Source organism: Mesorhizobium sp. WSM4816 (assembly GCF_055811535.1).
In genome coordinates, this window is record NZ_JBVVQR010000027.1 from 37,780 (window position 1) to 58,602 (window position 20,823).

24 protein-coding genes and 1 tRNA gene are annotated in these 20,823 nt (G+C 62.4%); 9 read left to right on the forward strand and 16 right to left on the reverse strand.

Annotated elements, in window-relative coordinates; genetic code table 11:
* Nucleotides 1–77 precede the first annotated feature (77 nt).
* A complete protein-coding gene (locus AC0L3H_RS23905; RefSeq protein ID WP_473587100.1) occupies nt 78–584 on the forward strand; it encodes a hypothetical protein in 507 nt (168 codons plus the stop codon).
* A gap of 146 nt (nt 585–730) precedes the next feature.
* Here AC0L3H_RS23905 and AC0L3H_RS23910 read toward each other — a convergent pair whose 3' ends face one another.
* Both AC0L3H_RS23910 and AC0L3H_RS23915 read right to left on the reverse strand, forming a co-directional pair.
* Complete coding sequence (locus AC0L3H_RS23910) at nt 731–1,093, reverse strand: hypothetical protein (protein ID WP_473587101.1); 363 nt, start codon at nt 1,091–1,093, stop codon at nt 731–733.
* Nucleotides 1,090–1,299, reverse strand: coding sequence for a hypothetical protein (locus tag AC0L3H_RS23915; protein WP_473587102.1), 210 nt, complete (start codon nt 1,297–1,299; stop codon nt 1,090–1,092). Before AC0L3H_RS23915 ends, AC0L3H_RS23910 begins: the two co-directional genes overlap by 4 nt.
* A 404-nt stretch (nt 1,300–1,703) precedes the next feature.
* Between AC0L3H_RS23915 and AC0L3H_RS23920 the strand changes: the two genes are divergently transcribed.
* From AC0L3H_RS23920 to AC0L3H_RS23930, 3 genes are all read left to right on the forward strand, one after another.
* Nucleotides 1,704–1,955, forward strand: coding sequence for a helix-turn-helix transcriptional regulator (locus AC0L3H_RS23920; RefSeq protein ID WP_473587103.1), 252 nt, complete (start codon nt 1,704–1,706; stop codon nt 1,953–1,955).
* A 66-nt stretch (nt 1,956–2,021) separates the two neighbouring features.
* A complete protein-coding gene (locus AC0L3H_RS23925; protein WP_473587104.1) occupies nt 2,022–2,249 on the forward strand; it encodes a helix-turn-helix domain-containing protein in 228 nt (75 codons plus the stop codon).
* Entirely contained in the window at nt 2,249–3,439 is a 1,191-nt protein-coding gene (locus tag AC0L3H_RS23930; protein ID WP_473587105.1) for a site-specific integrase, read from the forward strand. The genes AC0L3H_RS23925 and AC0L3H_RS23930 overlap by 1 nt, the downstream gene beginning before the upstream one ends.
* A 106-nt stretch (nt 3,440–3,545) precedes the next feature.
* Here the strand turns inward: AC0L3H_RS23930 and AC0L3H_RS23935 are convergent.
* Nucleotides 3,546–3,621: transfer RNA gene (locus AC0L3H_RS23935), tRNA-Ile, on the reverse strand.
* A 245-nt stretch (nt 3,622–3,866) separates the two neighbouring features.
* On the opposite strand from AC0L3H_RS23935, the gene AC0L3H_RS23940 reads away from it, so the two are divergent.
* Nucleotides 3,867–4,577, forward strand: a complete 711-nt coding sequence (locus tag AC0L3H_RS23940) for an SIMPL domain-containing protein (RefSeq protein ID WP_473494849.1) — start codon at nt 3,867–3,869, stop codon at nt 4,575–4,577.
* 243 nt (nt 4,578–4,820) lie between these two features.
* Here the strand turns inward: AC0L3H_RS23940 and AC0L3H_RS23945 are convergent, their stop codons facing one another.
* Entirely contained in the window at nt 4,821–5,177 is a 357-nt protein-coding gene (locus tag AC0L3H_RS23945) for a hypothetical protein (protein ID WP_473587106.1), read from the reverse strand.
* Nucleotides 5,178–5,422: 245 nt separating this feature from the next.
* Complete coding sequence (locus tag AC0L3H_RS23950) at nt 5,423–5,869, reverse strand: YcgN family cysteine cluster protein (protein WP_473587122.1); 447 nt, start codon at nt 5,867–5,869, stop codon at nt 5,423–5,425.
* Between the two features lie 211 nt (nt 5,870–6,080).
* Between AC0L3H_RS23950 and AC0L3H_RS23955 the strand changes: the two genes are divergently transcribed.
* The gene (locus tag AC0L3H_RS23955; RefSeq protein WP_473587107.1) at nt 6,081–8,240 is read left to right on the forward strand and encodes an OmpA family protein; all 2,160 of its coding nucleotides are present in this window, start codon (nt 6,081–6,083) and stop codon (nt 8,238–8,240) included.
* A gap of 290 nt (nt 8,241–8,530) precedes the next feature.
* Here AC0L3H_RS23955 and AC0L3H_RS23960 read toward each other — a convergent pair whose 3' ends face one another.
* The 3 genes from AC0L3H_RS23960 to AC0L3H_RS23970 form a co-directional block, all read right to left on the reverse strand.
* On the reverse strand, nt 8,531–9,397 hold the full coding sequence (locus tag AC0L3H_RS23960) for an SDR family oxidoreductase (protein WP_473587108.1): 867 nt from the start codon (nt 9,395–9,397) through the stop codon (nt 8,531–8,533).
* A 355-nt stretch (nt 9,398–9,752) separates the two neighbouring features.
* On the reverse strand, nt 9,753–10,403 hold the full coding sequence (locus AC0L3H_RS23965) for a helix-turn-helix transcriptional regulator (protein WP_473587109.1): 651 nt from the start codon (nt 10,401–10,403) through the stop codon (nt 9,753–9,755).
* 8 nt (nt 10,404–10,411) lie between these two features.
* Complete coding sequence (locus AC0L3H_RS23970; RefSeq protein ID WP_473587110.1) at nt 10,412–11,284, reverse strand: S1C family serine protease; 873 nt, start codon at nt 11,282–11,284, stop codon at nt 10,412–10,414.
* A 271-nt stretch (nt 11,285–11,555) separates the two neighbouring features.
* Between AC0L3H_RS23970 and AC0L3H_RS23975 the strand changes: the two genes are divergently transcribed.
* Nucleotides 11,556–12,503 (forward strand): S1C family serine protease, encoded by a 948-nt coding sequence (locus AC0L3H_RS23975; protein WP_473587111.1) that lies wholly within the window; start codon nt 11,556–11,558, stop codon nt 12,501–12,503.
* Between the two features lie 3 nt (nt 12,504–12,506).
* Here the strand turns inward: AC0L3H_RS23975 and AC0L3H_RS23980 are convergent, their stop codons facing one another.
* Both AC0L3H_RS23980 and AC0L3H_RS23985 read right to left on the reverse strand, forming a co-directional pair.
* Nucleotides 12,507–13,418 carry an arginase family protein gene (locus AC0L3H_RS23980; RefSeq protein WP_473494843.1) on the reverse strand — a complete coding sequence of 304 codons (912 nt, stop codon included), beginning with the start codon at nt 13,416–13,418 and terminating at the stop codon, nt 12,507–12,509.
* 111 nt (nt 13,419–13,529) lie between these two features.
* Entirely contained in the window at nt 13,530–13,952 is a 423-nt protein-coding gene (locus AC0L3H_RS23985; RefSeq protein WP_473494842.1) for a VOC family protein, read from the reverse strand.
* 67 nt (nt 13,953–14,019) lie between these two features.
* Here AC0L3H_RS23985 and AC0L3H_RS23990 point away from each other — a divergent pair, with 67 nt between their 5' ends.
* Entirely contained in the window at nt 14,020–14,637 is a 618-nt protein-coding gene (locus tag AC0L3H_RS23990) for a TetR/AcrR family transcriptional regulator (protein WP_473587112.1), read from the forward strand.
* On the opposite strand, the gene AC0L3H_RS23995 is transcribed toward AC0L3H_RS23990, so the two are convergent.
* On the reverse strand, nt 14,579–15,526 hold the full coding sequence (locus AC0L3H_RS23995; protein WP_473494840.1) for a LysR family transcriptional regulator: 948 nt from the start codon (nt 15,524–15,526) through the stop codon (nt 14,579–14,581). The two genes, AC0L3H_RS23990 and AC0L3H_RS23995, sit on opposite strands and share 59 nt — an antisense overlap.
* Before the next feature lie 108 nt (nt 15,527–15,634).
* Between AC0L3H_RS23995 and AC0L3H_RS24000 the strand changes: the two genes are divergently transcribed.
* Nucleotides 15,635–16,276 carry an FMN-dependent NADH-azoreductase gene (locus AC0L3H_RS24000; protein ID WP_473494839.1) on the forward strand — a complete coding sequence of 214 codons (642 nt, stop codon included), beginning with the start codon at nt 15,635–15,637 and terminating at the stop codon, nt 16,274–16,276.
* Between the two features lie 92 nt (nt 16,277–16,368).
* Here AC0L3H_RS24000 and AC0L3H_RS24005 read toward each other — a convergent pair whose 3' ends face one another.
* From AC0L3H_RS24005 to rpoD, 5 genes are all read right to left on the reverse strand, one after another.
* The gene (locus AC0L3H_RS24005; RefSeq protein WP_065009209.1) at nt 16,369–16,662 is read right to left on the reverse strand and encodes an HlyU family transcriptional regulator; all 294 of its coding nucleotides are present in this window, start codon (nt 16,660–16,662) and stop codon (nt 16,369–16,371) included.
* A gap of 106 nt (nt 16,663–16,768) precedes the next feature.
* Nucleotides 16,769–17,440, reverse strand: a complete 672-nt coding sequence (locus AC0L3H_RS24010) for a PadR family transcriptional regulator (protein WP_473587113.1) — start codon at nt 17,438–17,440, stop codon at nt 16,769–16,771.
* 126 nt (nt 17,441–17,566) lie between these two features.
* Entirely contained in the window at nt 17,567–17,947 is a 381-nt protein-coding gene (locus AC0L3H_RS24015) for a thiol-disulfide oxidoreductase DCC family protein (protein ID WP_473587114.1), read from the reverse strand.
* Between the two features lie 181 nt (nt 17,948–18,128).
* A complete protein-coding gene (locus tag AC0L3H_RS24020) occupies nt 18,129–18,422 on the reverse strand; it encodes a GYD domain-containing protein (protein ID WP_091595053.1) in 294 nt (97 codons plus the stop codon).
* Nucleotides 18,423–18,624: 202 nt separating this feature from the next.
* Nucleotides 18,625–20,646, reverse strand: coding sequence for an RNA polymerase sigma factor RpoD (gene rpoD, locus AC0L3H_RS24025; RefSeq protein WP_023799750.1), 2,022 nt, complete (start codon nt 20,644–20,646; stop codon nt 18,625–18,627).
* Nucleotides 20,647–20,823 lie beyond the last annotated feature (177 nt).

Sequence of the window (20,823 nt, forward strand, 5' to 3'; positions counted from 1 at the left end):
CTTAGGTTATGAAAATAGGTTGGAGCCACATTATCATTCCTGTTGCCGGCGCAATAGCTGCGGCGGAGCTTGGGTCTGTGGCCTTTTGGGAAGCGGCGAAGCCTTCTCTGCTGACCGCGTTGTCGGTAATCGCCGCAGGGGTCCTTGTCCGACTGGCAAGAGGCTTGCCGTTTAGTAATCCAGATCAGTTTGAACTTGCCGAGGTCCGCCAGGTAGCTGCGGCCATAAAGCACTCCATTCGGGCTCTACGCGCACTCATTGGCGTCGTGTTTCTGGCGATGGGATCGCTGGTTTTTGGCAAGTCGATCTATACCGCTTTGACCTCCTCGATCGCATCCATTCCCGCTAGCGCGTTGCCTCGCGTGGAGCAGGGCGTGTCCGCAGTTATCGGTCTGCTACTCACCTATGTTTTCGTTCGCATTTTTGCTGTAATCAAGGGCGACGTCAGCCTTGTTGACCTTCAATCAGAGCTTCTTGTCAAATCCGTAGAGCGGAAACAAGCGGTGCGTTTCGATAATGCCTTGAAAAAATCTGACACCGCTCCGATGAAAAATCCAGAAGGCTACGGAAAGATCATTCAATAGGCGCTTTAAGGGCTGCCAGGCTCGACGTCGATCAGCCCGCCAGTTTTGTCGCCCGTGCCCGCATGTGCAGTCTAAGCGCGGTCAGTCGGGCTTCGGTCTGCAAGTATGGCATGTCCATATAGTCGGCCAATTGACCAACGAAACGCTCAATCGAGGCGGAAAAATACCCGATCCGATAGGTATTGATCGGAAGGCGCCGCACCGGCTGTTCCGCCGATCGCCCCGCTAACACTGGTCGACCCTAAAAGATCATGGATTGTCAACTTGTCGTTGGTCCCGTCAAAATCCGCCGCCGCGGCGACCCATCCGCCAATCCGGACAGGCGTCGGAATCAGCGCGGCCTGATGCTTGAGGCAGGTGGTGGCGTTGAGAAGCCGGGCGACCTCGGCTCGGCTTAGGACCACGGGTAGCTTGCGCGGGTGCGCCAGTCGGACGAGCCTGCGCGCCAGATCCGGGCGGTCGAGCGTATGGGTGAAGAAGAAGCGCAGCGCCGACACGATGCTGTTCATCGTCGGAACGGGAACGCCGTCCTCCTGCTGTTCAACCCGGAATCGTCGTAGGTCGTCGGCCGTGATCGGCCGAGGAAGCTGGCGAACCTTCCGACATCGCGGAGATAGTTGCGCTGCGTCTCCTTGCCGAACCGGCGCAGGGTTATATCGTCGATCAGCCGCTGGCGCAGCGGGCTGATCGGAGCTTCGAAAACAGGATGGGTCATGGTCAGGCTCCGTGTTGAAGAAGCCCGTCATGCTCTGCCGCCGCCGAACAACGCTCAATGCAGGCGCGACGACCGGTTCCTGATCTCTACCTCAACCGCCAGGCGCCCTCCCGCGCAGCGGGTTCGTTCTTCGGCCCCGAACGCGACGTCTGAGTAGTGGCTCGCTGGTCGCCAGCTCAGCGAAAAGCCGTCCGCCGACTTGCCCACGGATTGCTCTCCTGCCGGAATGCCCCCGTTCACACGTTGCTGCCATTTTACGCCGAACGAACTAGTCAGGTCGCTTCCGCTTGAGCAGGCCTCTTCTTATTTTGGCCCAACATGATCTCCTCGCTACGAAATGGCAAATAGGATGTGGCTTTGTGCTTGAGACCAACACGACCGGAATATCAGCCGAGGCAGCGTCCATGAAGAGTGACGCAATTTCGTATGCCCCACGAGGGCTATCTCGTGAGGAAGCAGCTCGTTACATCGGTGTCGGATCGACGCTTTTCGACGAGATGGTTGCCGATGGGCGCATGCCGAAGCCCAAGCGCATCAACAGCCGCGCTGTCTGGGATCGTGTGGCCCTGGATATCGCTTTCACCTCATTGCCTGACAAAGATAGCGGCCTTCAAGAGATGTTGGAACGAAGCAAACGGGACGTAGAAAAAAGATAGCAACTACGCTCGTTGCGTATAAGCTGCCGGCGTAGTACGATGATAACCCGTGCGGAAGGGCATGACGTGAACGAGAATGAGAAACTTGCCCAAGACGTGAAAGCATGGCGGGCCAAGGAAGGGTTCACTGCCGAAGCCGCGGCCAAGGTGCTGGGAATACCGAAGCGCACCTTTGAAGGTATAGAGCAAGGAAGAGGCTTTCCTTACCCGGTGCTCCTGCGGGTTGCCATTGAAAGCAAAGCCCTTTCGCTACGGGCAAATCTCAAAGGGTCCCGCACTGAAAGGAGCATTTGATGGCTCGGCCTTTTAAGGACGCCAGTCACCCTGGGGTATCTTCGCGCCTCAAGAACGGCAAACTAATCTATCGCTACCGCGCAAAAGGCATGCCCGAAATCCGCCTTCCCGGTAAGCCCGGGGATCCCGAGTTCGAGGCGGCTTACGAGAAGGCCACGCAGGGTCAAGGCAAGAAGGCAGTTATCATCGATTTGCCCGGTCGAGCACTGCCAAAAACCTTTGGCCATGCCGCGCGCCGGCTTGAAACGACAATGGAGTGGCTGGATTTTGATGAAGCCACTCAGCAGAAGAATGCGCGACTGATTGAGCGTTTTCTCAACCTGCGGGTCGATCCCAACTACCCACTCACCTGGCGCGATACTCCTGTCGAACACCTCGACGCGGATCGGCTTCGCGCCATCATTGAAGGCATCTTCAGGACAAACCGCGCAGTCGCCAAACACATGTTGGTCGCCATCAAGAAGCTTCTATGGGTCGCGACCGATGTCGAAAAGTGGATCAAGCCGCAGGATGATCCATCGCTATCTGTCCGTGTGCGGGTGCCCAAATCGACCAAGAACCCAGCTTGGCCAATTGCGATGCGCGAAAGGTTCGAGGAGCGACACCCAATCGGCACAGCCGCACGCACCTGCTATGCACTCGGCTTCTGGCTTGGAAATCGGCGCGGCGATATCGCTGCTCTTGAGTGGGACGATCTTTTAACGGAAGAGATCGAACTGTTCGACGGCTCGCTGGTGCTAATCGAGGCCTTTGATTTCCGCCAGAAGAAGAACCGCAACCGCCATGGCGGGCGGGAGATGTTCATTCCAGTCGTAGACAAACTAGCAGCGGCCTTGGACCCGCTCGATCGCTCGAAAGGCGGCACTGTCTTAAAGAACGCCTATGGCAGGTCATTCTCGGAAAAGAGCCTGACCGGCATGATGCAGCACTGGACGCGGCAGGCGGGAATTCCTAGCGGCTACACGCTCCATGGCCTGCGCCGCACCTTCGGCACCTACCTCGCTGAATGCAACATCCAAGCGCGGGCCATCATGGAGGCGATGGGCCATTCCTCAATGGCCGTGACGGATGAGTATGTCCGCGAGGCCAATAAGAAGCGGATCGCGGTGGATATTGCTCGTGCCATCAACGAGCGCGAGGCCAAACGCGACGCCATGAAGCGGCGGACAAACCTCCGCATTGTCAAATAACCAAATCGAGTCGGAACAAACCGGGGCCACGGCCTTACCTTGGGCCCATAATGGGCCCAAAACGTTTTGGGCCGAGGCCACTTTTTATCAATGGAATCAAAGGTTATGGTGGGCCCGGAGGGACTCGAACCCCCAACCAAGCGGTTATGAGCCGCCGGCTCTAACCATTGAGCTACAGGCCCCACACGCGGCTGGATTAATGTTTTTCCCCGAACCGCACAAGGCTTTCCGGATGGGCTGGCCGAAATCGTCCAAATCAGCCCATATTCAGACATTAGAGCGAGGTGCGTCCACTTAGACGCGCAAAATACAAAATACGCTCTACCGCTTTGAATCTAGGCATCGAGCTTTCCGAAAATCGATTCCGATTTTTATGCCGATGCGGTAGTCGACAAGCGCGACTGGATCGCAGACCGAGGAGATTTTTATGACCAGACATCTTTTGCCCTTGGCGCTCGCCGCCGCAATCGCTTTTCCGGCGATGGCCGGCGCGGCCGATTCGCCGCCGCCGGCCCGCATCGTCGTCACTGGCGAAGGCGAAGCGACCGCGGCCCCCGATCTGGCGCTGCTGACGCTCAGCGTCATGCGCGAGGCCAAGACCGCGCGTGCCGCGCTCGATGCCAACAACGACGCCATGGCCTCGGTGATCGCCGCAATGAAGTCGGCCGGCATCAAGGAGCGCGACCTGCAGACAGCCGGCATCCAGATCAGCCCGCGCTACAATTATACCAACAAGCCGGACGGCAGCCAGGAAGCCGAACTCATCGCCTACCAGGTGACCAACACGCTTTCGGTGCGGATCCGCGACATCGACAAGACAGGCGAGATTCTCGACAAGGCGGTATCGCTCGGCGTCAACCAGGGCGGCGGCATCTCGTTCTCCAACGAGGATCCAACGGCAACTGTCACCGAAGCCCGCAAGAAGGCGGTCGCCGACGCAATGGCCAAGGCCAGGACGCTGGCCGAAGCCGCCGGCGTCAGCATCGGGCGGGTGCTGGAAATCACCGACCAGAACGTCGCGCCGCCGCCGATACCGATGACCGCCAAGGCCTTTGATGCGGCCCGCGAATCGGTTCCGGTGCAGGCTGGCGAGAATTCCTACACGGTGCAGGTCACAGTCACTTTCGAGTTGAAGTGACCGCCCGCTGAAGCGCGGGTAACCGGCAACATTGACTTTGCTGCATTAAAAAACCCCCGAGGACTGGTCCTCCGGGGTTTTTTCGAGCCGCACCCTTCTATCTCAGGGGCTCTACTCCAGACCGACCTTCTGCGAAGGTCGTGTCTCCAGTCCGACCTTCGCAGAAGGTCATGTCCCTAAAGCTGACCTTCGCAGAAGGTCATACTGCCAGGCAGGCCGTGCCGGTAGGCAACGTGCGAACGCTTACCGGTAGAGGACCGGGCAGCCGCGCTCATTGGCGAACACGACCACGACGCGGTCGCCATACTGGCGGCCCGCTACTTTCACGGTGCGGCGGCCGACGTCGATGATACGGGCACGGCGCAGACCCATGCGCTCTGCCTTGCCGAGAGCACGGTTTGGCGAGCAGGACCGGCGCCAGTCGCGTTCGCGGCGGCGTTCGCGGTAGTAATCATCGCCGGAATAGACGCCGACGCGCGGATCGTCATCGTTGCCGAAGCCGAGGTAGATGCTGTCTGCATGGGCTGTGGCGGGGATGGCGGCAAGCGTGCCGAGGCCGATAAGCGCCGAAAGGGCCGCCGTCTTGATCGTGTTGAACATGTCTTCTCTCCTTGTTCAGGGCTTCCGCCCGCCTTTGATCGAACCAATGTGTCTTACCGATGGCGAGGAGAATGCGCTTGCGTATCTGAACTTTCTACGAACCGGCCGTTCATTTCTGGTTCATGTAGCAACAAGCAATTGCGCAGTCTTCTCGGCTTCCGGTTCTGAACAATCCGGTCGGTTCTGAACCATTGGATAGAAAACGCGGTGTCGGGCAGCCGGTTCCGGGTCCTGAAGGCCCGTCGCTAAGGCTCGTCGTCCAGCATGTGCTCGAAATATTCGTCGGGCTCGGCAAGATCGGTCTCGCTGGCGCTGACCCGGCCCCGCATGGAGATGCCGGCCTCATGCACCGTCTCGGCACTGCCTGACACCAGCCTGTGCCACCAGTAGAGATCGTGGCCCTCGGCGACCAGCCGGTAGGCGCAGGTTTTGGGCAGCCAACTGATGGTGCGCACATTCTGCGGCGTCAGACCGACGCAGTCCGGGACGCGCGCCAACCGGTTGGCATAATCGGAACAGCGACAGGTTTCGGCGTCGAACAGCCGGCAGCCGACGCTCGTCCAGTAAATCGCGCCGGTGTCTTCGTCCTCGAGTTTCGACAGGCAGCATTTGCCGCAGCCGTCGCAAAGCGATTCCCACTCGGCCGGGGTCATCGCCTCGAGCGTCTTGGTTTTCCAGAACGGCGTTTCCATCGACGGGATGTGGCCCCTGGCCGGGTGAAGGTCAAGCACCGCAACAGACGCAGGCCCGGCCAGCCCCATAGGCCGGCACCATAGGAATAACACGAAGTCGCCTTCAAAACGCCGGCCAATTGCCCTTCGTAGCCGTTAATGCCCGCTAACCGGAACCAATCCGGTTGATGAACAGTTTGGGCCGGGATGGGACGCCAAAGGAGGATTTTTAATGAAACGCCAACCACGGATTCTGGCAGGCACGGCACTTGGCCTGCTGATGGCGTCCGCGCCGTTGGGCGCATTCCCGTTGCAGGGCAGCGCCGCGTTCGACCCACCGCAGAGTACCGCCACGCCGTTGATCCCCGTGCAATCGAATTGCCCCGAAGGCGAGTCGGCGGAAGGCTGCGCACCGCAGGCGGATCCGGAGCAGAAGCCTCGCAAGAAGCGCGAGGAACAGGCCGCGCCTTCCGGCGAGGAGCAGCAGGGCGGTCAGCGCAGGAAGAAGCGCGAGCAGCAACAGCAAGAGGCCGAGCAGGCCGCACCTGCCAGCGACGAACAGCCCGAGCCGCGCAGAAAGAAGCGCGAGCAGCAACAGCAGGAGGCCGAGCAAGCCGCACCGGCCAGCGATGAACAGCCCGAGCCACGCAGAAAGAAACGTGACCGGCAACAGCAGGAGGAAGCCGCACCGGCCGAACGACCCGCCGAGCAGGCCGCACCTGCCAGCGACGAACAGCCCGAACCGCGCAGAAAGAAGCGGGAGCGGGAGCAGCAGAAGGAAGCAGCACCTGCCGAAAAGCCCGCCGAGCAGGCCGCGCCTGCCAGCGACGAACAGCCCGAACCGCGCAGAAAGAAGCGGGAGCGGGAGCAGCAGCAGGAGGCAGCACCTGCCGAAAAGCCCGCCGAGCAGGCCGCGCCTGGCGAAGAGGCCGCACCTGCAAATGACAACGAGCAGGCCACGCCGCGCAGGAAGAAGCGGGAGCAGGATCAACAGATCGAAGCCGCACCATCCGAACAGCCAGCCAGGAAGGAAGCCGGCGAGCAGGACGAGCCGCTTCCGACCGACCAGCAAACGGCTCCCGCCGAGGGCGAAAAGCCCCGAGATCAGGCTAAGGACCGTCGCAAGAAGCCTATCGACGAACAGCCGGTGACAGGCGAGCAGCCCTCAACCGGCGAGCAGCCCGCCGAGCGCGAGCAGGCCGCGCCCGCCGAAGGGGAAGGTCCGGCCCAAGGCGAGGCTCCCGTGTTCGACAGCCAGAAGGATGCCGTGCGCAAGCGCAGGGGCGGCAGGGACAACGCGCAAGAAACCAGCGGCCAGGACGCGGGTGGACAGCCGACGCAGCAGAACGGCGAACAGGCGGAAGCCCCGAGGCCGGCTCCGGTCGATCAGGGACCGCCGCCCACCGATGACAGGGCGGCCCAGCAGGCGATCAAGCTTGAGAGGATGGTTCGGGCGACGGAGGAAAAGGGCAGACGCGTTGAGCGTGCGCCCGACGAGGAAAACGTTCGCCGCCGTCGTGAACGCCCGCGCGGGGTCGACGTCGTCAGGGAACTCGGCGACCGTGTTATCCTCCAGTTCAACAACCAGACGATCGTGGAAAGCGACGATGCGCCGCGCATGCGGCGTGGCGCGCGGAACGTCTACTATGAGGAGTTGTCGAGCAATCGCACCCGGGAAATCGTCGAGCGTGACAATGGTATCCAGATCGTCACCATCCGCAACCGCTACGGTGATGTCGTCCAGCGTTCACGCATCGCGCCCGACGGACGCGAATATGTGCTGAGCTATGTCGACGAGCGGCACTATGAGGACGATGGCGACTGGCGCGATCCAGGCGACGACCTGCCGCCGATTCGGATCGACATTCCTCGCGAGGAGTACATTCTGGATTCCGAGGAGGTCGAGGATCCGGACGACTACTATGCCTTCCTTGAACAGCCGCCGGTGGAGAGGGTGCAGCGCCTCTACTCGATCGACGAGGTCAAGCGCTCGGCCCGCGTGCGCGACATCGCCCGCCGTATCGACCTCGACACGCTGAACTTCGAATTCGGTTCAGCCTCGATCCCCGAAACCGAGGTGCAGAAACTGGAAGGCGTGGCCAGCGCCATGGAGAAGCTGCTGGAAAAGAACCCGGCGGAAACCTTCCTGATCGAAGGCCATACCGATGCCGTCGGCAAGCCGGAGGCGAACCTCGCTTTGTCCGACCGTCGCGCGGAGGCGGTCGCCGAAGCCCTGAGCAATGCCTTCAGCATCCCGCCGGAGAACCTGACGACACAGGGCTATGGCGAGGAGTATCTCAAGGTCGATACATCGGAGCCGGAGCGCGAGAACCGTCGCGTCGCCATCCGCCGCATCACCTCGCTGGTTGCGCCGGTCGCCAGCGCGAATTAACTCGCAGTTTCAGAAACCTGAACTGGTTTCTGGATTCTATGCGGGAAGACATTGCCCACCCCGGTTTATCCGGGTTGGGCAATTTCCGGCAATCAGCCGAGGTTGAAGGAGAATGTACGTCGCGATTTAACCAGGCATTGAATCGCGAGGTCGTCCACCCCAGATTCTGGCTAGGGCTTCCCTGCCCTGTCCCGACTCCAGCGGGACACATGAGCCCCGCCGGTACCCCCTCGCCGGCGGGGTTTTTGTTTCCTGCTTCGGTTGGGAAACGAGGGCTATGCCGGTGCCAGTCAGTAGATATTTTTCACGTTGGTTTTCGAATTCGCAAACACCTCGTCCGGCACGAAGAAATCGCCGGCAAGCGGACCTGTCGCGTCAGGCGCATAGATCGAAAAATCGCTGACGCCCTCGGCGCGCAGCACCTCCTCGTCAATGTAGAAATTGCCGGTCGCTTCGCGCGACGGCCTGAGCAGGATCGCATGCGCGGCATCGGCCATGATATCGGGCGAACGGCTCATCGCCGCCACCGTCGCCCCGCCCAGAAGATTGCGCACCGCTGCCGTATCGATCGTCGAGATCGGCCACAGCGAATTGACGGCGATGCCGTCCCTGGCGAACTCCGCGCTCATGCCCAGCGTGCACATCGACATGCCGAATTTGGCCATCGTATAGGCGACATGGTTCTTGAACCATTTGGCCTTCATGTCGAGTGGTGGCGCCAGATTCAAGATGTGAGGATTGTCGGCCAACTTCAGGTGCGGAATGCACATTTTGGAAACCAGGAACGTGCCGCGTGTGTTGATCTGGTGCATCAGGTCGTAGCGCTTCATGTCGGTTTCCAGCGTGCCGGTGAGTTGGATGGCGCTGGCATTGTTGATGCAGATGTCGATGCCGCCGAATTTTTCGACGGTTCTGGCGACCGCCTCGGCCACCTGCCCCTCCTCGCGTATGTCGCACAGCATCGGCAATGCCTTGCCGCCGGCCCGCTCGATCTCCTCAGCCGCCGTATAGATCGTGCCCGGCAGCTTCGGGTGGGGCTCGGCGGTCTTGGCCGCGATGGTCACATTGGCGCCGTCGCGCGCGGCGCGCAGCGCGATTGCCAGCCCGATGCCGCGCGACCCGCCGGAGATGAACAGCGTCTTTCCCTTGAGCGACATGTCTTGCGCCTTTCCTGTGCCGGCCTCTTTGCACAATCCTTGCCGCGTGCCGTCGCCCGACACAAGAGCGGGGAGCATCGAGAGATGGTGACGCTGCGGAGGATTCTCGCGGCGTTGCGCTGCCCCTCATCGCCCTGCCGGGCACTTCTCCCCGAATAGAGACAGAATAGAGACGGGGAGAAGGACGCCTTGATCGCAGCTTTCGCCAACTGGCAACGTCGCAAGAATTGAGCCGTGGCTGCGTTCAGCTTCCTTCTCCCCGTCACTATACGGGGAGAAGGTGCCGGCAGGCGGATGAGGGGCGGCGCAAACTTTGACAATGGTCGCCCCACATCTTGCCTTGGGACGTCATTCACTAAACCAGCACCAGGCCTAGTCGCATGGCGATGGCGATGGCGTCGGTGCGGTTGGCCGCACCTAGCTTGATCAGAATCGCCGCGACGTGGAACTTCGCCGTATGCACGGAAATGTTCAGGCGCCGCGCGATCACCTTGTTGGGCGCGCCCTCGGCCAAAAGCGCCAGCACTTCGCTCTCGCGCGGCGACAGCACTGGCCGGCTGGCGCTGTCGCCGACCGGCTCCTCGTCGGAGAGATCGTCGTCATGGAAGGCGAAATCGTCATGTCGATCGGACAAGGGGCGGCCCTCGCCCGAGATCCGATAGCCAGCCGCCGCCAGTCGCGCGGCGGCAGCGATCAGCAGATCGTCCACTGCCGGCGGCAGCACGGCAAACACGGTATCGGCCGGCCGCTGCCGGCTCGCTCGTTGCGACAGGAGCACCCGAGGTATCGCGGGATCGCTGGGCCCGCCTTCCACGCCGCCTCTTTCCAGGTAAACGCCATCGACGATCGCGACATCCGCTCTGTCGGCGCTATTGGTGCTACCGGCCACAATCGGCAGCAGATCGCCGGTCGCGGCAAGCGCGGTGGACAGGTGCTCGGCGCGCACGACGTCATCGAGCGCGATCAGCACCGTCAGCCGCCGCCCCGTGATCCTGTGACTTGCCATCGATCTTCTCAGTTTAGCGGCTTTTCGCCGATGGTCAGCACGACGTCGCGCCGTTCGCCGCCGCGCACCATGCCGAGCGTCACCGACGCGCCGGCGCTGTCCGGCCCGAGCCTGCGGATCAGCTCGCGCGGGCCGTGCACGGCCTCGCCGTTCCACGACGCGATGATGTCGCCAAGGTGCAGGCCGGCCGCCTTCGCCGGGCCATTGTCGTCGAGGCTCATCACCATCGCGCCATGCGTGTCGCCGTTGCGGATCGGGTGCAGGCCGGCGCCGAGATAGCCGCGCGCGACATGGCCCTTCTCGCGCAGCGTCGCCACCGCCCGTTCGATCGTCTCGTAAGGCATAACCAGCGCCCGCCGGCGCGGCCCGAACAGCAGCATGCCGATCAGTGCGCCCTTGGCGTCGAGCACCGGGCCGCCCTCGAAACGGCCACCGGCATTGACGGCCAGATTGATGCGCCGGTCGATCGTGCCGCCGCGCATCGAGCGCCAGGCCGGACCGACCTCACCAACCGTTCCGAATGCAGCGAGCGACGCACCGTCGCTATTGCCGACGGCAATGGCCAGATGGCCCGGCCGCGCCGTGCCTGCCTTGGTCAGCGGCGGCACGTCCGGCGCGCCGGTCGGCTTCAGAAGGGCGGTCCCGGTGGATGGATCGCGGCCGACCAGCTCAGCCTTCACCTTGTCGCCCGAAGAAAGCGTCAGCTCGATCTCCTCGCCGGCCTCCACCGCCTCCTCGGCAGCGACAAAATAGCCGTCGCGCCAATGGAAGGCGGTCGCGGTGCGATGCTGATGCGTGGCAAAGCTCGCCGTCGCCGGCGCCGCTGCGGCGGCGATATCGGCGATGGCGTTGGAAAATGCGCTTAGATTGAAGTCGCTCATGTCGGTCTCCTGGGTCTTTTTCGCCTCGGCCCGAAAATCGGCAACGATTTTCGGGAAACACGGTGCGAGAGCTCAAAGTCTTAGAGCGCACTTTGAGCGTCCAATGGACGCTCGTCGCTCTACCCCAGATATCGCTCGGCAGCGCGTTGGCGGGTACTCGCCTGACGGCTAGTTGGGCGTTGGACTGGCCATCTGGTCAGGTCGCGGCCGATCCGGCCGCTCCGCACATATAGGCATCCTTCATCTTGCTCTAAAGACACGGAGCCCTGCCATGTCCCTCCCCGCCCAGCAATTGCAGTTCGACGATGCGCTGCTCGACGATTATTCGGCAACGGTCGCCGATGCCGTGGACCGCATCGGTCCCGCCGTCTGCCGCATCGAGCGCATCGGTGGCGCCGGCGGGCTGGGCTCCGGCTTCGTCATCACACCGGATGGGCTGGTCGTCACCAATTTCCACGTCGTCGGCGATGCCCGCAGCGTCCGCGTCACCATGCCGGACGGCGTCTCCAGAGAAGGCCGCGTTCTCGGCCGCGACCCCGACACCGACATCGCGCTGGTGCGTGCCGACGGCAGCTTTGCCGATATCGCGCCGCTCGGCGATTCCAAGCGCCTGCGGCGCGGCCAGATCGCTATTGCCATCGGCAACCCGCTCGGCTTCGAATGGACCGTCACATCAGGTGTCGTCTCGGCGCTGGGCCGCTCGATGCGTGCCTCCACCGGCCGGCTGATCGACGATGTCATCCAGACCGACGCAGCGCTCAACCCCGGCAATTCCGGCGGACCGCTGGTGTCGTCGGCGGGCGAGGTTATCGGTGTCAACACAGCCATGATCCACGGCGCGCAAGGCATCGCCTTCGCGGTTGCCTCCAACACCGCCAATTTCGTCATTTCGGAAATCATCCGCTTCGGCCGCGTCCGCCGCGCCTTCATCGGTGTCTCGGCCGACACGACAACCCTGCCGCGTCGCGCCGCCCTTTTGTCGCAACTGTCGAGCAGCACGGCGGTGCGCCTGCGCAGTGTTGAGGCGAACAGCCCGGCCGCCAGAGCCGGCCTGAAAGAGGGCGACATCATCGCCGCCATCGACGGCCGCCCGGTCACCGGCGTCGACGATCTGGTGCGCATGCTCGACGCCGAGCGCATCGGCCGCGAAACGCTGTGCACAGTGGTGCGCCGCTCCGGCATTTCTCAGGTCACGCTGATGCCGGTGGCGCGGACGTAATAACTATCGCGGCGCAAACATCTGGCCAAGCAGCGAAACCAGCAGCACCGCCAGCTCGCCGGTCGGATCAAGGTCCGGATCGAAAATCGTCATGTCCATTCCAGTGCAGCGCGGATCCGCCACCAACGCCGCGAGGATGGCGACGAGATCGTCGGGATCGATACCGGGACTGCCCGGTGAATCCACCGCCGGCATCACGGTCTGATCGAGCGCATCGACGTCGAAATGCACCCAATAGGGCCAGCCGGTTCGCGCCAGCGTGGTCCAGGTCTTTTCCAGGACCTTTGCCGCGCCGAGCTCCCGCACGGCAAAAACATCGATCAGCGTCATCGCGGTCGAATTGATGTCGGGCCAGGCGAAGTCGGGGTCGCGGTTCTCGCGTTCGCCGATTTGAATCACCTGTTCGTCCGCGACAAGCGGGATCTTGATCTCAGGCCAGTCGGTCAGCAACGGCTCACCACGTCCGGTGGCGAGCGCAAGGTCCATGCCGGCGGCCGAGCCGAGCGAAGCATCGACGTCGTAATTGCCCGGATGGCGGAAATCGCTGTGGCCGTCGACATGGACCAGTGCCAGCGGACCGGATCGCCGTGCACCAGCCAGCGCGCCAAGCAGAACCGCGCAGTCGCCGCCGACGACCAGCGGGAACTCGCCTCGTCTCAGCGCGCCGGCAACCACTTCGGCGAGTCCGAGATTGAAGCTGCGTATCGCATTGCCGTTGCGCAGCCGGGTGCCCGGCTGCGGCTCCGTGTTATAGGCGGGCCGATCAAGATCAACCACTTTGAGGGGCGAAAGCGTCTCGATCAGCCCGGCTTCGGTCAACGCCTGCGGCGCACGCCACGTCCCCGGTATATGATCCGGCCTCAGCGGACGGAGGCCAAGGTTTGAGGGCGCGCGGACAAGGCAGATTTCACGCATGGAATGGGCCCAGGCTGATGAGCTCAGCATAGACCGCAAAGACATGACCGGCCACGCGGCTGAAGGCTTCAGGTGATATCTACAGACAATTCCTGCCAGCCCCTGTCTCGCTCAGGCCGCCGCGCCTTCAACAAACTGCTCCAGAAACTCGGCGCTCGGCGGGATCGGCTTGATCACGTCGATCAGCACGCCATTGGGGTCTTTTGTGATGAAATGGCGCTGGCCGAAGGCTTCGTCGCGCAGGCTGCACAGGATCGGCAGGCCGGCGGCGGTGATCCGCTCGTAGATAGTATCGGGGTTCTTGACCTCGAAATTGATCAGCAGGCCGGAGGTCCGGCCGCGCCCTTCCTCAGGAATGGTTTCATGATCGCCGTGGACGATGCCGAGATTGACGCGGCGATCCTCGGTTGATTGCAGATGCACATACCAGTCGCTCTCGAACAGCGGCTTGAAGCTGAAATGCGCGACATAGAAGGCCTTCGTGCCGGCAACGTCGCCGGTCATCAGCACCGGGTAATAGCTTGTCGTCTTCATCTTTCCTTCTCCCGTCAAATAACATACAGTCTGCATGCAAATACGTATTAACATACAGGCTGAATGTATGCAACAAAGAACCGCGCGCCGCTCCAACCGCGATCGCACCGAAGCGACGCGCGCCGACCTGATATCAGCGGCGCGAAAACTGTTCACCGAGAAGTCCTATGCGGAGACCGGCACGCCCGAGATCGTGGCTGCGGCCGGCGTCACCCGCGGCGCGCTCTATCACCACTTTGCCGACAAGCAGGCGCTGTTCGCCACAGTGGTCGAGCAGGAGGCGGCGGCTGTGGCGGAAGAGATCGAGCGCGCCTCGCCGCCCTCGCTGTTTGCCCGCGACGCACTGATCGCCGGCTCGGATGCCTATCTTGCCGCCATGCGCGCACCCGGTCGCACCCGGCTGCTGCTGCTCGACGGGCCGGCCGTGCTCGGCCGCGCCGCCATGGACGAGATCGACGACCGCCACGGCAACCGCTCGTTGCGCGAAGGCCTGGTTGCCGCGATGCGCTCGCAGTCCATGATGAGATTGCCGGTGGAAGCGCTGACCGCGCTGCTTGCCGCCGCCTTCGACCGCGCGGCGCTCGCCATCGAAGCAGGCGCTTCGACCGAGGACTACCGTGCCGTTCTCATGGCGCTGATTGATGGTCTGTCGCCCCAGGCCCCTGGTTCGGCTCGAACTCGTTGAAACAGCCAAGCTGGCGCTTGAACTGGTCGATCAGCCAAGCCGCAGCCGGCTTCGGGCTGCGGTCGGCGCGGTGCATGGCATAAAGCGGCGCGCGGACTTCGCGATACGGCTCCAGATCGAGTTCCACCAGCCGGCCGTTGGCCACATCGTCAGCAATCAACCATCGCGGCAGTCCGCCCCAGCCCAACCCTTCGCGCATCAGCGCATGCTTGGTTCGCATATCCGTAAGTCGCCAGGTGCGGTAGGCATAGACGCCGTAGTCGCGCCCTTTGGTGCGCTCGGACTGGTCGCTGACGACAAGTTGGATGTGTTCGCGCACCTCCTCCAGCGGCACCGGCTTGGGAAGCAGCGCCAGCGGATGGCTTGGCGCGGCCGCCGGCACCATCGACATGAAGCCAATGCGCACAAGATGCGCGTCGACCTCGCCCAGCAGGCCGCCAATACCGAGATCGGCATGTCCATTGACGACATGATCGGGGATCAGCCCGAGTGTGCCGATATGCAGGCGCAGCATCACGGTTGGAAATTGCGCCTCGAACGCCTTCAACACGCGCACCAGCACGGTGGAAGGCAGCGCCACATCGACCGACAGCGCGACTTCAGCCTCCAGGCCCTGTTTGTGGCTGTCGACGCGAGAGCGGATGCGCTGCAATACGCCGACCATGCGCCGCGCATCTTCCAGCGTCGCCCGGCCGACATCGGTCAGATGCGGCTCGCGCGTGCCCTCGCGCTCGAACAGTTTCAGCCCAAGCTGTGCCTCGAGATTGGCGATGGCGTAGCTGATGACCGACTGCGCTCGGTTGAGCTTGCGGCCGGCGGCGGAGAAGCTGCCGGTGTCGGCGACGGTGACAAGGATCTGAAGCTGATCGAGCGTCGGGTTTGGCTGCATCGTTCTATCCACTATTTGGATGGAACATACATAAAATATACCGGTTTTTCAAATGGGTCAGCTCGCCCATATAGGTCGGGACAGTTCAGCCAACCCTGGAGACCCGCCATGTCCATCCTTCTCGTCACATCCAGTCCGCGCGGCAATGCCTCGCATTCGACCCGCATCGCCACTGAACTTGCAGAAAAGCTGCTCGCCGCGGATCCTTCGGCCAAGCTCGTCGCACGCGATCTCGTCGCAAACCCGCTGCCGCACATCGATCCGGACTATTCGACCGGCATCTATACGCCCGCCGAGGCCCGCACCCAGCGCCAGGCCGAGGTCGTCGGCGTTTCCGACGGCGTGCTCGATGAACTGTTTGCGGCCGACACCATCATCCTGGCCACCGGATTCATCAATTTCGGCATCTCGTCGACGCTGAAATCCTGGGTCGACCACGTCTCCCGCACCGGCAAGACTTTCTCTTATGGCGAGAATGGCCCGAAGGGCCTCGTCACCGGCAAGAAGGTCTACATCGTCCTGGCCTCGGGCGGCATCTATTCGGAAGGCGCTGCAGTGCAGATGGACCACGCCATCCCTTACCTGCGCAGCGTGCTTGGCTTCATCGGCATGACCGACGTCGAAGTCATCCGCATCGAAGGCGTCGGCATGGGGCCGGACGCGGTCACTGCCGCTCTGGCCAAGGCATCAGCCAAGGTGGATGCTTTGGTGACATCGACCGTAAGCAAACAGGCCGCGGTGGCGGCGTAGGCCACCAGCAGTCGGTAACTCTAATTAAAGGCAGGCGCCCGACAGGGCGCTTGCCTTGTTCGTTTCAAGATGCGCCGGAGACCGATCGGGTCTCACCCGAACATCTTCTCGCCCTGCTCGTCGACCAGCTGAATGCCCTTTTTGATCGAGATGTCGACAGCGTCGTCGAGCCCGGCAAAACGATCGGCGCGGATGAATTTGTGCTCCTTCATCACGCCGTCGATCTCCTTGGAAACCACGCCGCAGGTCTGGTATTGGCCCTCCGCCTTGTACGGCGTGGCGCTGATCAAAAATCCCTTGTGCTCGATCTGCTTTGCCGGTGCAGCACTCTTTGGCTCGCCCGCGTCACCGCCGCCACCGCCGAAAAGACGTTTCAGAAAAGACATGGGCGCGCCCTCCAACGGCTATCATCCTGCATCACATAGCGTGGTGCAGGATGATTTCACTAGCGATCCTTAGGCAAACGGGCAAGGCCCGCATCCGGCCTGGAAGTCAGTCGCGCGACAGCGCTTCGAGGGCTTCGGCCGCCCCTTTCAATATCGCGATCGCCTCGGCCTGTTTTTCAGCGGGCGCGTCGACAATGTCGCCGAGGGCTGCGCGTAGCCGCTGGCGCACGGCGCGGAATTCGTCACGCTTTTCCGAACCGCCGCGGCCGCGACGTCCGCTATCCTCGCCATCGTCGTTCCAGCCGAACCAGTCACGTGCCTTTGCCATCTTGCGGCCGAAACGCTCAAGATGATCGAGCACATGGTTGATCATCTCGCGATTGTCATTGAGATGCGCCTGCCCTGCCTCGGTAATCGAAAACACCTTCTTGTTGCCTTCCGCCGACGAGACGGCATAGCCGGCCTCTTCCAGGAAGGTCAGCGTCGGATAGACCACGCCGGGGCTCGGGCTGTAGACGCCGCTGGTGCGTTCCTCCAGCGCCTTGATGATGTCATAGCCGTGGCGCGGCGCCTCGGCCAGCAGCGACAGCGTGATCAGCTTGAGATCGCCGTCGGCCAGCATACGCCCGGCGCGGAACATGTCGCCCGGCCCGCCGCGCCCGCCACCCCTCATGCCGTGGCCGAATGGGCCGAAGCCGCCACCACGACCGCCGAACTTGCCGGCCATATGCATGAAAACGCGCTCGGCATGCCCGCCGAAATGATGATGTCCGTGCATTGCCTGCTCCTTGAGTTATGTCTTACGATATATCTCAATTATGCGAATGACGTCGTTGAGTCAAGATATATCTTACGATGTATCTGAGAACGGTGCCATTAGATTGATTTCGTCACCGAGCTTGGCTTACCAGCGGCCCTTGCGCCGGTTCCAGGCATAGAGAAGATCGGCGAAGCGACCATAGGCATAGCGCGTCAGCGGCAGCACGGCGCGATTGCCGAACAGCGCGGCCAGCCAGCCCTCGCCCGGCGTTCTTAGCCAGACGGCAATTGCGACGTCGGCGCCGACCAGCAGCTTGCCGTCCGCATCGGTTGCATGCAGCCGGCGGCGGATGTCGTCCAGCGACACGCCGTATCCGGCCAGCGCCGCCGGTTCGGCATTGATGTCGCGAAACGCGATCCGCCCGGCCTTGATCGCCTCGACCAGCCGCCGCTTCTGCCTGACGATGCCGGCATCGCAAACCGGACAACGGGTATTGTACCAGATTGTCAGCAGAGGCTTGGGCATGGGTCTCGATACGCGCGTGGAAGTGCTGCGCTGACTATCCGGGAAACACCTTCGCCCCGCAACATTTCGGGCCAGTCACTTCGGACCAGACACATTCCGCACCAAACTGGCCAGGCGCCGTCGAGCGGCGCCTGACCGTCCGATCTCCGGCAGCTTGCGCGGGTCTATGGCCGCGCACGCCTCAGCCGAGCGAGGCGACGATTTCGCGATAGGCCAATTCCGGGAACGCCTTGAGCGTCCGCGTCCTCACGTTGCCGCCTGTCGCCAGCATCAGCGAGAAACGAGCGAGCACCGCATCGTCGGGCGCTTCGACGACCGCCACCATATCGCATTCGCCCATGGTGAGATAAAAAGCCTTGAACGAGCCGCCCATGTCTCCCAGCAGCTTCTTGGCGGCATCGAGCCGCTTCGGCGACTCGCGCACATTTCTGGCGCCCTGCTCAGTCCAGTTGATCAGCACGATATAGGTTGTCATGCACACCTCCCTCCGGAGGCCTCGGAGCGCGGCGTCACCGCCGGGGCGGGCATCCGGGTTTGTCGCCCAGAAAATGCATCCGACACGCGATTATCCTCCCACAGCCGGTATGCTGCAAGAACAACCGCACCGTCCGGCGAGACAATCCCTGAACGAAAAAGGGCGCCGCAGCGCCCTTTAAATTACTATCCGTTACCCGGCATCAACTGTCGAGGAAGCTCCGCAGCTTGCGCGAGCGGCTCGGGTGCTTGAGCTTGCGCAGCGCCTTGGCTTCGATCTGGCGGATGCGCTCTCGGGTGACCGAGAACTGCTGGCCGACTTCCTCCAGCGTGTGGTCGGTGTTCATGCCGATGCCGAAGCGCATTCTGAGCACGCGCTCTTCACGCGGGGTGAGCGAAGCAAGCACCCGCGTCGTCGTCTCGCGCAGATTGGCCTGGATCGCCGCGTCGATCGGCAGGATCGCCATCTTGTCCTCGATGAAATCGCCCAGATGCGAATCCTCCTCGTCGCCGACCGGCGTTTCGAGCGAGATCGGTTCCTTGGCGATCTTCAGCACCTTGCGCACTTTTTCCAGCGGCATGGCGAGCTTTTCCGCCAGTTCCTCCGGCGTCGGCTCGCGGCCGATCTCGTGCAGCATCTGGCGCGAGGTGCGCACGATCTTGTTGATCGTCTCGATCATATGCACCGGAATGCGGATGGTGCGCGCCTGGTCGGCGATCGAGCGGGTGATCGCTTGCCGGATCCACCACGTCGCATAGGTCGAGAACTTGTAGCCGCGGCGATATTCGAATTTGTCGACCGCCTTCATCAGGCCGATATTGCCTTCCTGGATCAGATCGAGGAACTGCAGGCCGCGATTGGTGTATTTTTTGGCGATGGAAATGACGAGGCGCAGATTGGCCTCGACCATTTCCTTCTTGGCGATCGCGGCTTCGCGCTCGCCCTTCTGCACCTGGTTGACGATCCTGCGGAATTCCAGGATCGAAATCGCCGTTTCGGTGGCGAGGTTCTGGATCTCGGCGCGCAGGTCGCGGATCGCGTCCTTCTCGTTCTTGGTGAATTCCTTCCAGCCGCGCGAGGTCAGATTGCCGATCGAGCGCGTCCAGTTGGGATCGAGCTCCGAGCCCTGATACTCCTTCAGGAATTCCTCGCGGCGCACGCCATAGCTTTCGGCCAGCCGCAACAGCTTGCCTTCGTTCTGCACCAGGCGCTTGTTGATGTCGTAGAGCTGCTCGACCAATGCCTCGATGCGCGCCGTGTTCAGGGATAGCGACTTCACCGCCTTGATCAGCTGGTCCTTCAGCTCCTTCAGCCGGCGGTCCTGGCTGGGCGACAGCGTGCCGGCGGCAGCCAGCCGGTTCTCGACCTGCTGGTCCTGCAGCTTGCGCAACTTCTTGTAGGTGTCGGCGATGACGTCGAGCGTCTCCATCACCTGCGGGCGCAGCTCCGCTTCCATCGCCGCCAGCGACAGGCTGGCTTCGTCCTCGTCCTCCTCGTCGTCATCAGTCAGACCGCGCGTGTCGCCGCCGACATTGGTGATGTCGTCCTCGTCCTCGCGCGAACGGCGCGGCTTGTCGTCGGTCTTGGCTTCCTCGATCCGCTCGACCACCGGCGCCTGCTTGGCCTCCGGTCCGGCATAGGTCGCTTCGAGGTCGATGATCTCGCGCAAGAGGATCTTCGATTCGTTGAGCTCGTCACGCCAGATGATGATGGCCTGGAAGGTCAGCGGGCTTTCGCACAGGCCCGCGATCATCGTCTCGCGGCCAGCCTCGATGCGCTTGGCAATCGCGATTTCGCCCTCGCGCGACAGAAGCTCGACCGAGCCCATCTCGCGCAGATACATGCGAACCGGATCGTCGGTGCGATCGGTCGGCTCTTTCTTGGTGGTCGTCGCAGCTACGGCGGTACCGGTCTGCTCGGCCAGTTCGTTGGCGTCTTCCTCGGCGTCGGCAGCCGCGTCGGCGGCTTCGGGCTCCTCGCCCTGCTCGTCGTCCTCGACCACGTTGATGCCCATGTCGGAGAGCATGGCCATCGTGTCCTCGATCTGCTCGGAGGTGACTTCCTCCGAGGGCAGCACCGAATTCAGTTCGTCCATGGTGACATAGCCGCGCTTCTTGGCGGCCTTGATCATCTTCTTGACAGCATCGTCGGAAAGGTCGAGCAGAGGGCCATCGGTGGCGCCTTCACGTTCGGTCTCGACCTCTTCCTTTTCTTTTGTCGCCATTCTTTATTTTCTCCAAGCGGCCAGGTATCTAGCCGCATAAGTATCAAGCCGCGTAAGCTGCCGTACCGGTTTATCAGATGCGCTCGCGCTAGAACGCGTTTCCCCGGGCCAGTAACTGCATCTCTCGTTAAGTCCAGATTAACCCTGGTATCTGTGGCAGGCTGACTGCCTGTCCAG

What these genes read in the sequence shown, in the direction of transcription:
- AC0L3H_RS23950 (WP_473587122.1), bottom strand. Translation starts at nt 5,869, where the DNA reads ATGGAAACGCCGTTCTGGAAAACCAAGACGCTCGAGGCGATGACCCCG.
- AC0L3H_RS23995 (WP_473494840.1), bottom strand. Translation starts at nt 15,526, where the DNA reads ATGCAGCCAAACCCGACGCTCGATCAGCTTCAGATCCTTGTCACCGTC.
- AC0L3H_RS23990 (WP_473587112.1), top strand. Translation starts at nt 14,020, where the DNA reads ATGCAACAAAGAACCGCGCGCCGCTCCAACCGCGATCGCACCGAAGCG.
- AC0L3H_RS24000 (WP_473494839.1), top strand. Translation starts at nt 15,635, where the DNA reads ATGTCCATCCTTCTCGTCACATCCAGTCCGCGCGGCAATGCCTCGCAT.
- AC0L3H_RS23975 (WP_473587111.1), top strand. Translation starts at nt 11,556, where the DNA reads ATGTCCCTCCCCGCCCAGCAATTGCAGTTCGACGATGCGCTGCTCGAC.
- AC0L3H_RS23930 (WP_473587105.1), top strand. Translation starts at nt 2,249, where the DNA reads ATGGCTCGGCCTTTTAAGGACGCCAGTCACCCTGGGGTATCTTCGCGC.
- AC0L3H_RS23960 (WP_473587108.1), bottom strand. Translation starts at nt 9,397, where the DNA reads ATGTCGCTCAAGGGAAAGACGCTGTTCATCTCCGGCGGGTCGCGCGGC.
- AC0L3H_RS24020 (WP_091595053.1), bottom strand. Translation starts at nt 18,422, where the DNA reads ATGACAACCTATATCGTGCTGATCAACTGGACTGAGCAGGGCGCCAGA.
- AC0L3H_RS23970 (WP_473587110.1), bottom strand. Translation starts at nt 11,284, where the DNA reads ATGAGCGACTTCAATCTAAGCGCATTTTCCAACGCCATCGCCGATATC.
- AC0L3H_RS23915 (WP_473587102.1), bottom strand. Translation starts at nt 1,299, where the DNA reads ATGACCCATCCTGTTTTCGAAGCTCCGATCAGCCCGCTGCGCCAGCGG.
- AC0L3H_RS23955 (WP_473587107.1), top strand. Translation starts at nt 6,081, where the DNA reads ATGAAACGCCAACCACGGATTCTGGCAGGCACGGCACTTGGCCTGCTG.
- AC0L3H_RS23920 (WP_473587103.1), top strand. Translation starts at nt 1,704, where the DNA reads ATGAAGAGTGACGCAATTTCGTATGCCCCACGAGGGCTATCTCGTGAG.
- AC0L3H_RS23980 (WP_473494843.1), bottom strand. Translation starts at nt 13,418, where the DNA reads ATGCGTGAAATCTGCCTTGTCCGCGCGCCCTCAAACCTTGGCCTCCGT.
- AC0L3H_RS24010 (WP_473587113.1), bottom strand. Translation starts at nt 17,440, where the DNA reads ATGCACGGACATCATCATTTCGGCGGGCATGCCGAGCGCGTTTTCATG.
- AC0L3H_RS23945 (WP_473587106.1), bottom strand. Translation starts at nt 5,177, where the DNA reads ATGTTCAACACGATCAAGACGGCGGCCCTTTCGGCGCTTATCGGCCTC.
- rpoD (WP_023799750.1), bottom strand. Translation starts at nt 20,646, where the DNA reads ATGGCGACAAAAGAAAAGGAAGAGGTCGAGACCGAACGTGAAGGCGCC.
- AC0L3H_RS23940 (WP_473494849.1), top strand. Translation starts at nt 3,867, where the DNA reads ATGACCAGACATCTTTTGCCCTTGGCGCTCGCCGCCGCAATCGCTTTT.
- AC0L3H_RS23985 (WP_473494842.1), bottom strand. Translation starts at nt 13,952, where the DNA reads ATGAAGACGACAAGCTATTACCCGGTGCTGATGACCGGCGACGTTGCC.
- AC0L3H_RS23965 (WP_473587109.1), bottom strand. Translation starts at nt 10,403, where the DNA reads ATGGCAAGTCACAGGATCACGGGGCGGCGGCTGACGGTGCTGATCGCG.
- AC0L3H_RS24005 (WP_065009209.1), bottom strand. Translation starts at nt 16,662, where the DNA reads ATGTCTTTTCTGAAACGTCTTTTCGGCGGTGGCGGCGGTGACGCGGGC.
- AC0L3H_RS23910 (WP_473587101.1), bottom strand. Translation starts at nt 1,093, where the DNA reads ATGAACAGCATCGTGTCGGCGCTGCGCTTCTTCTTCACCCATACGCTC.
- AC0L3H_RS24015 (WP_473587114.1), bottom strand. Translation starts at nt 17,947, where the DNA reads ATGCCCAAGCCTCTGCTGACAATCTGGTACAATACCCGTTGTCCGGTT.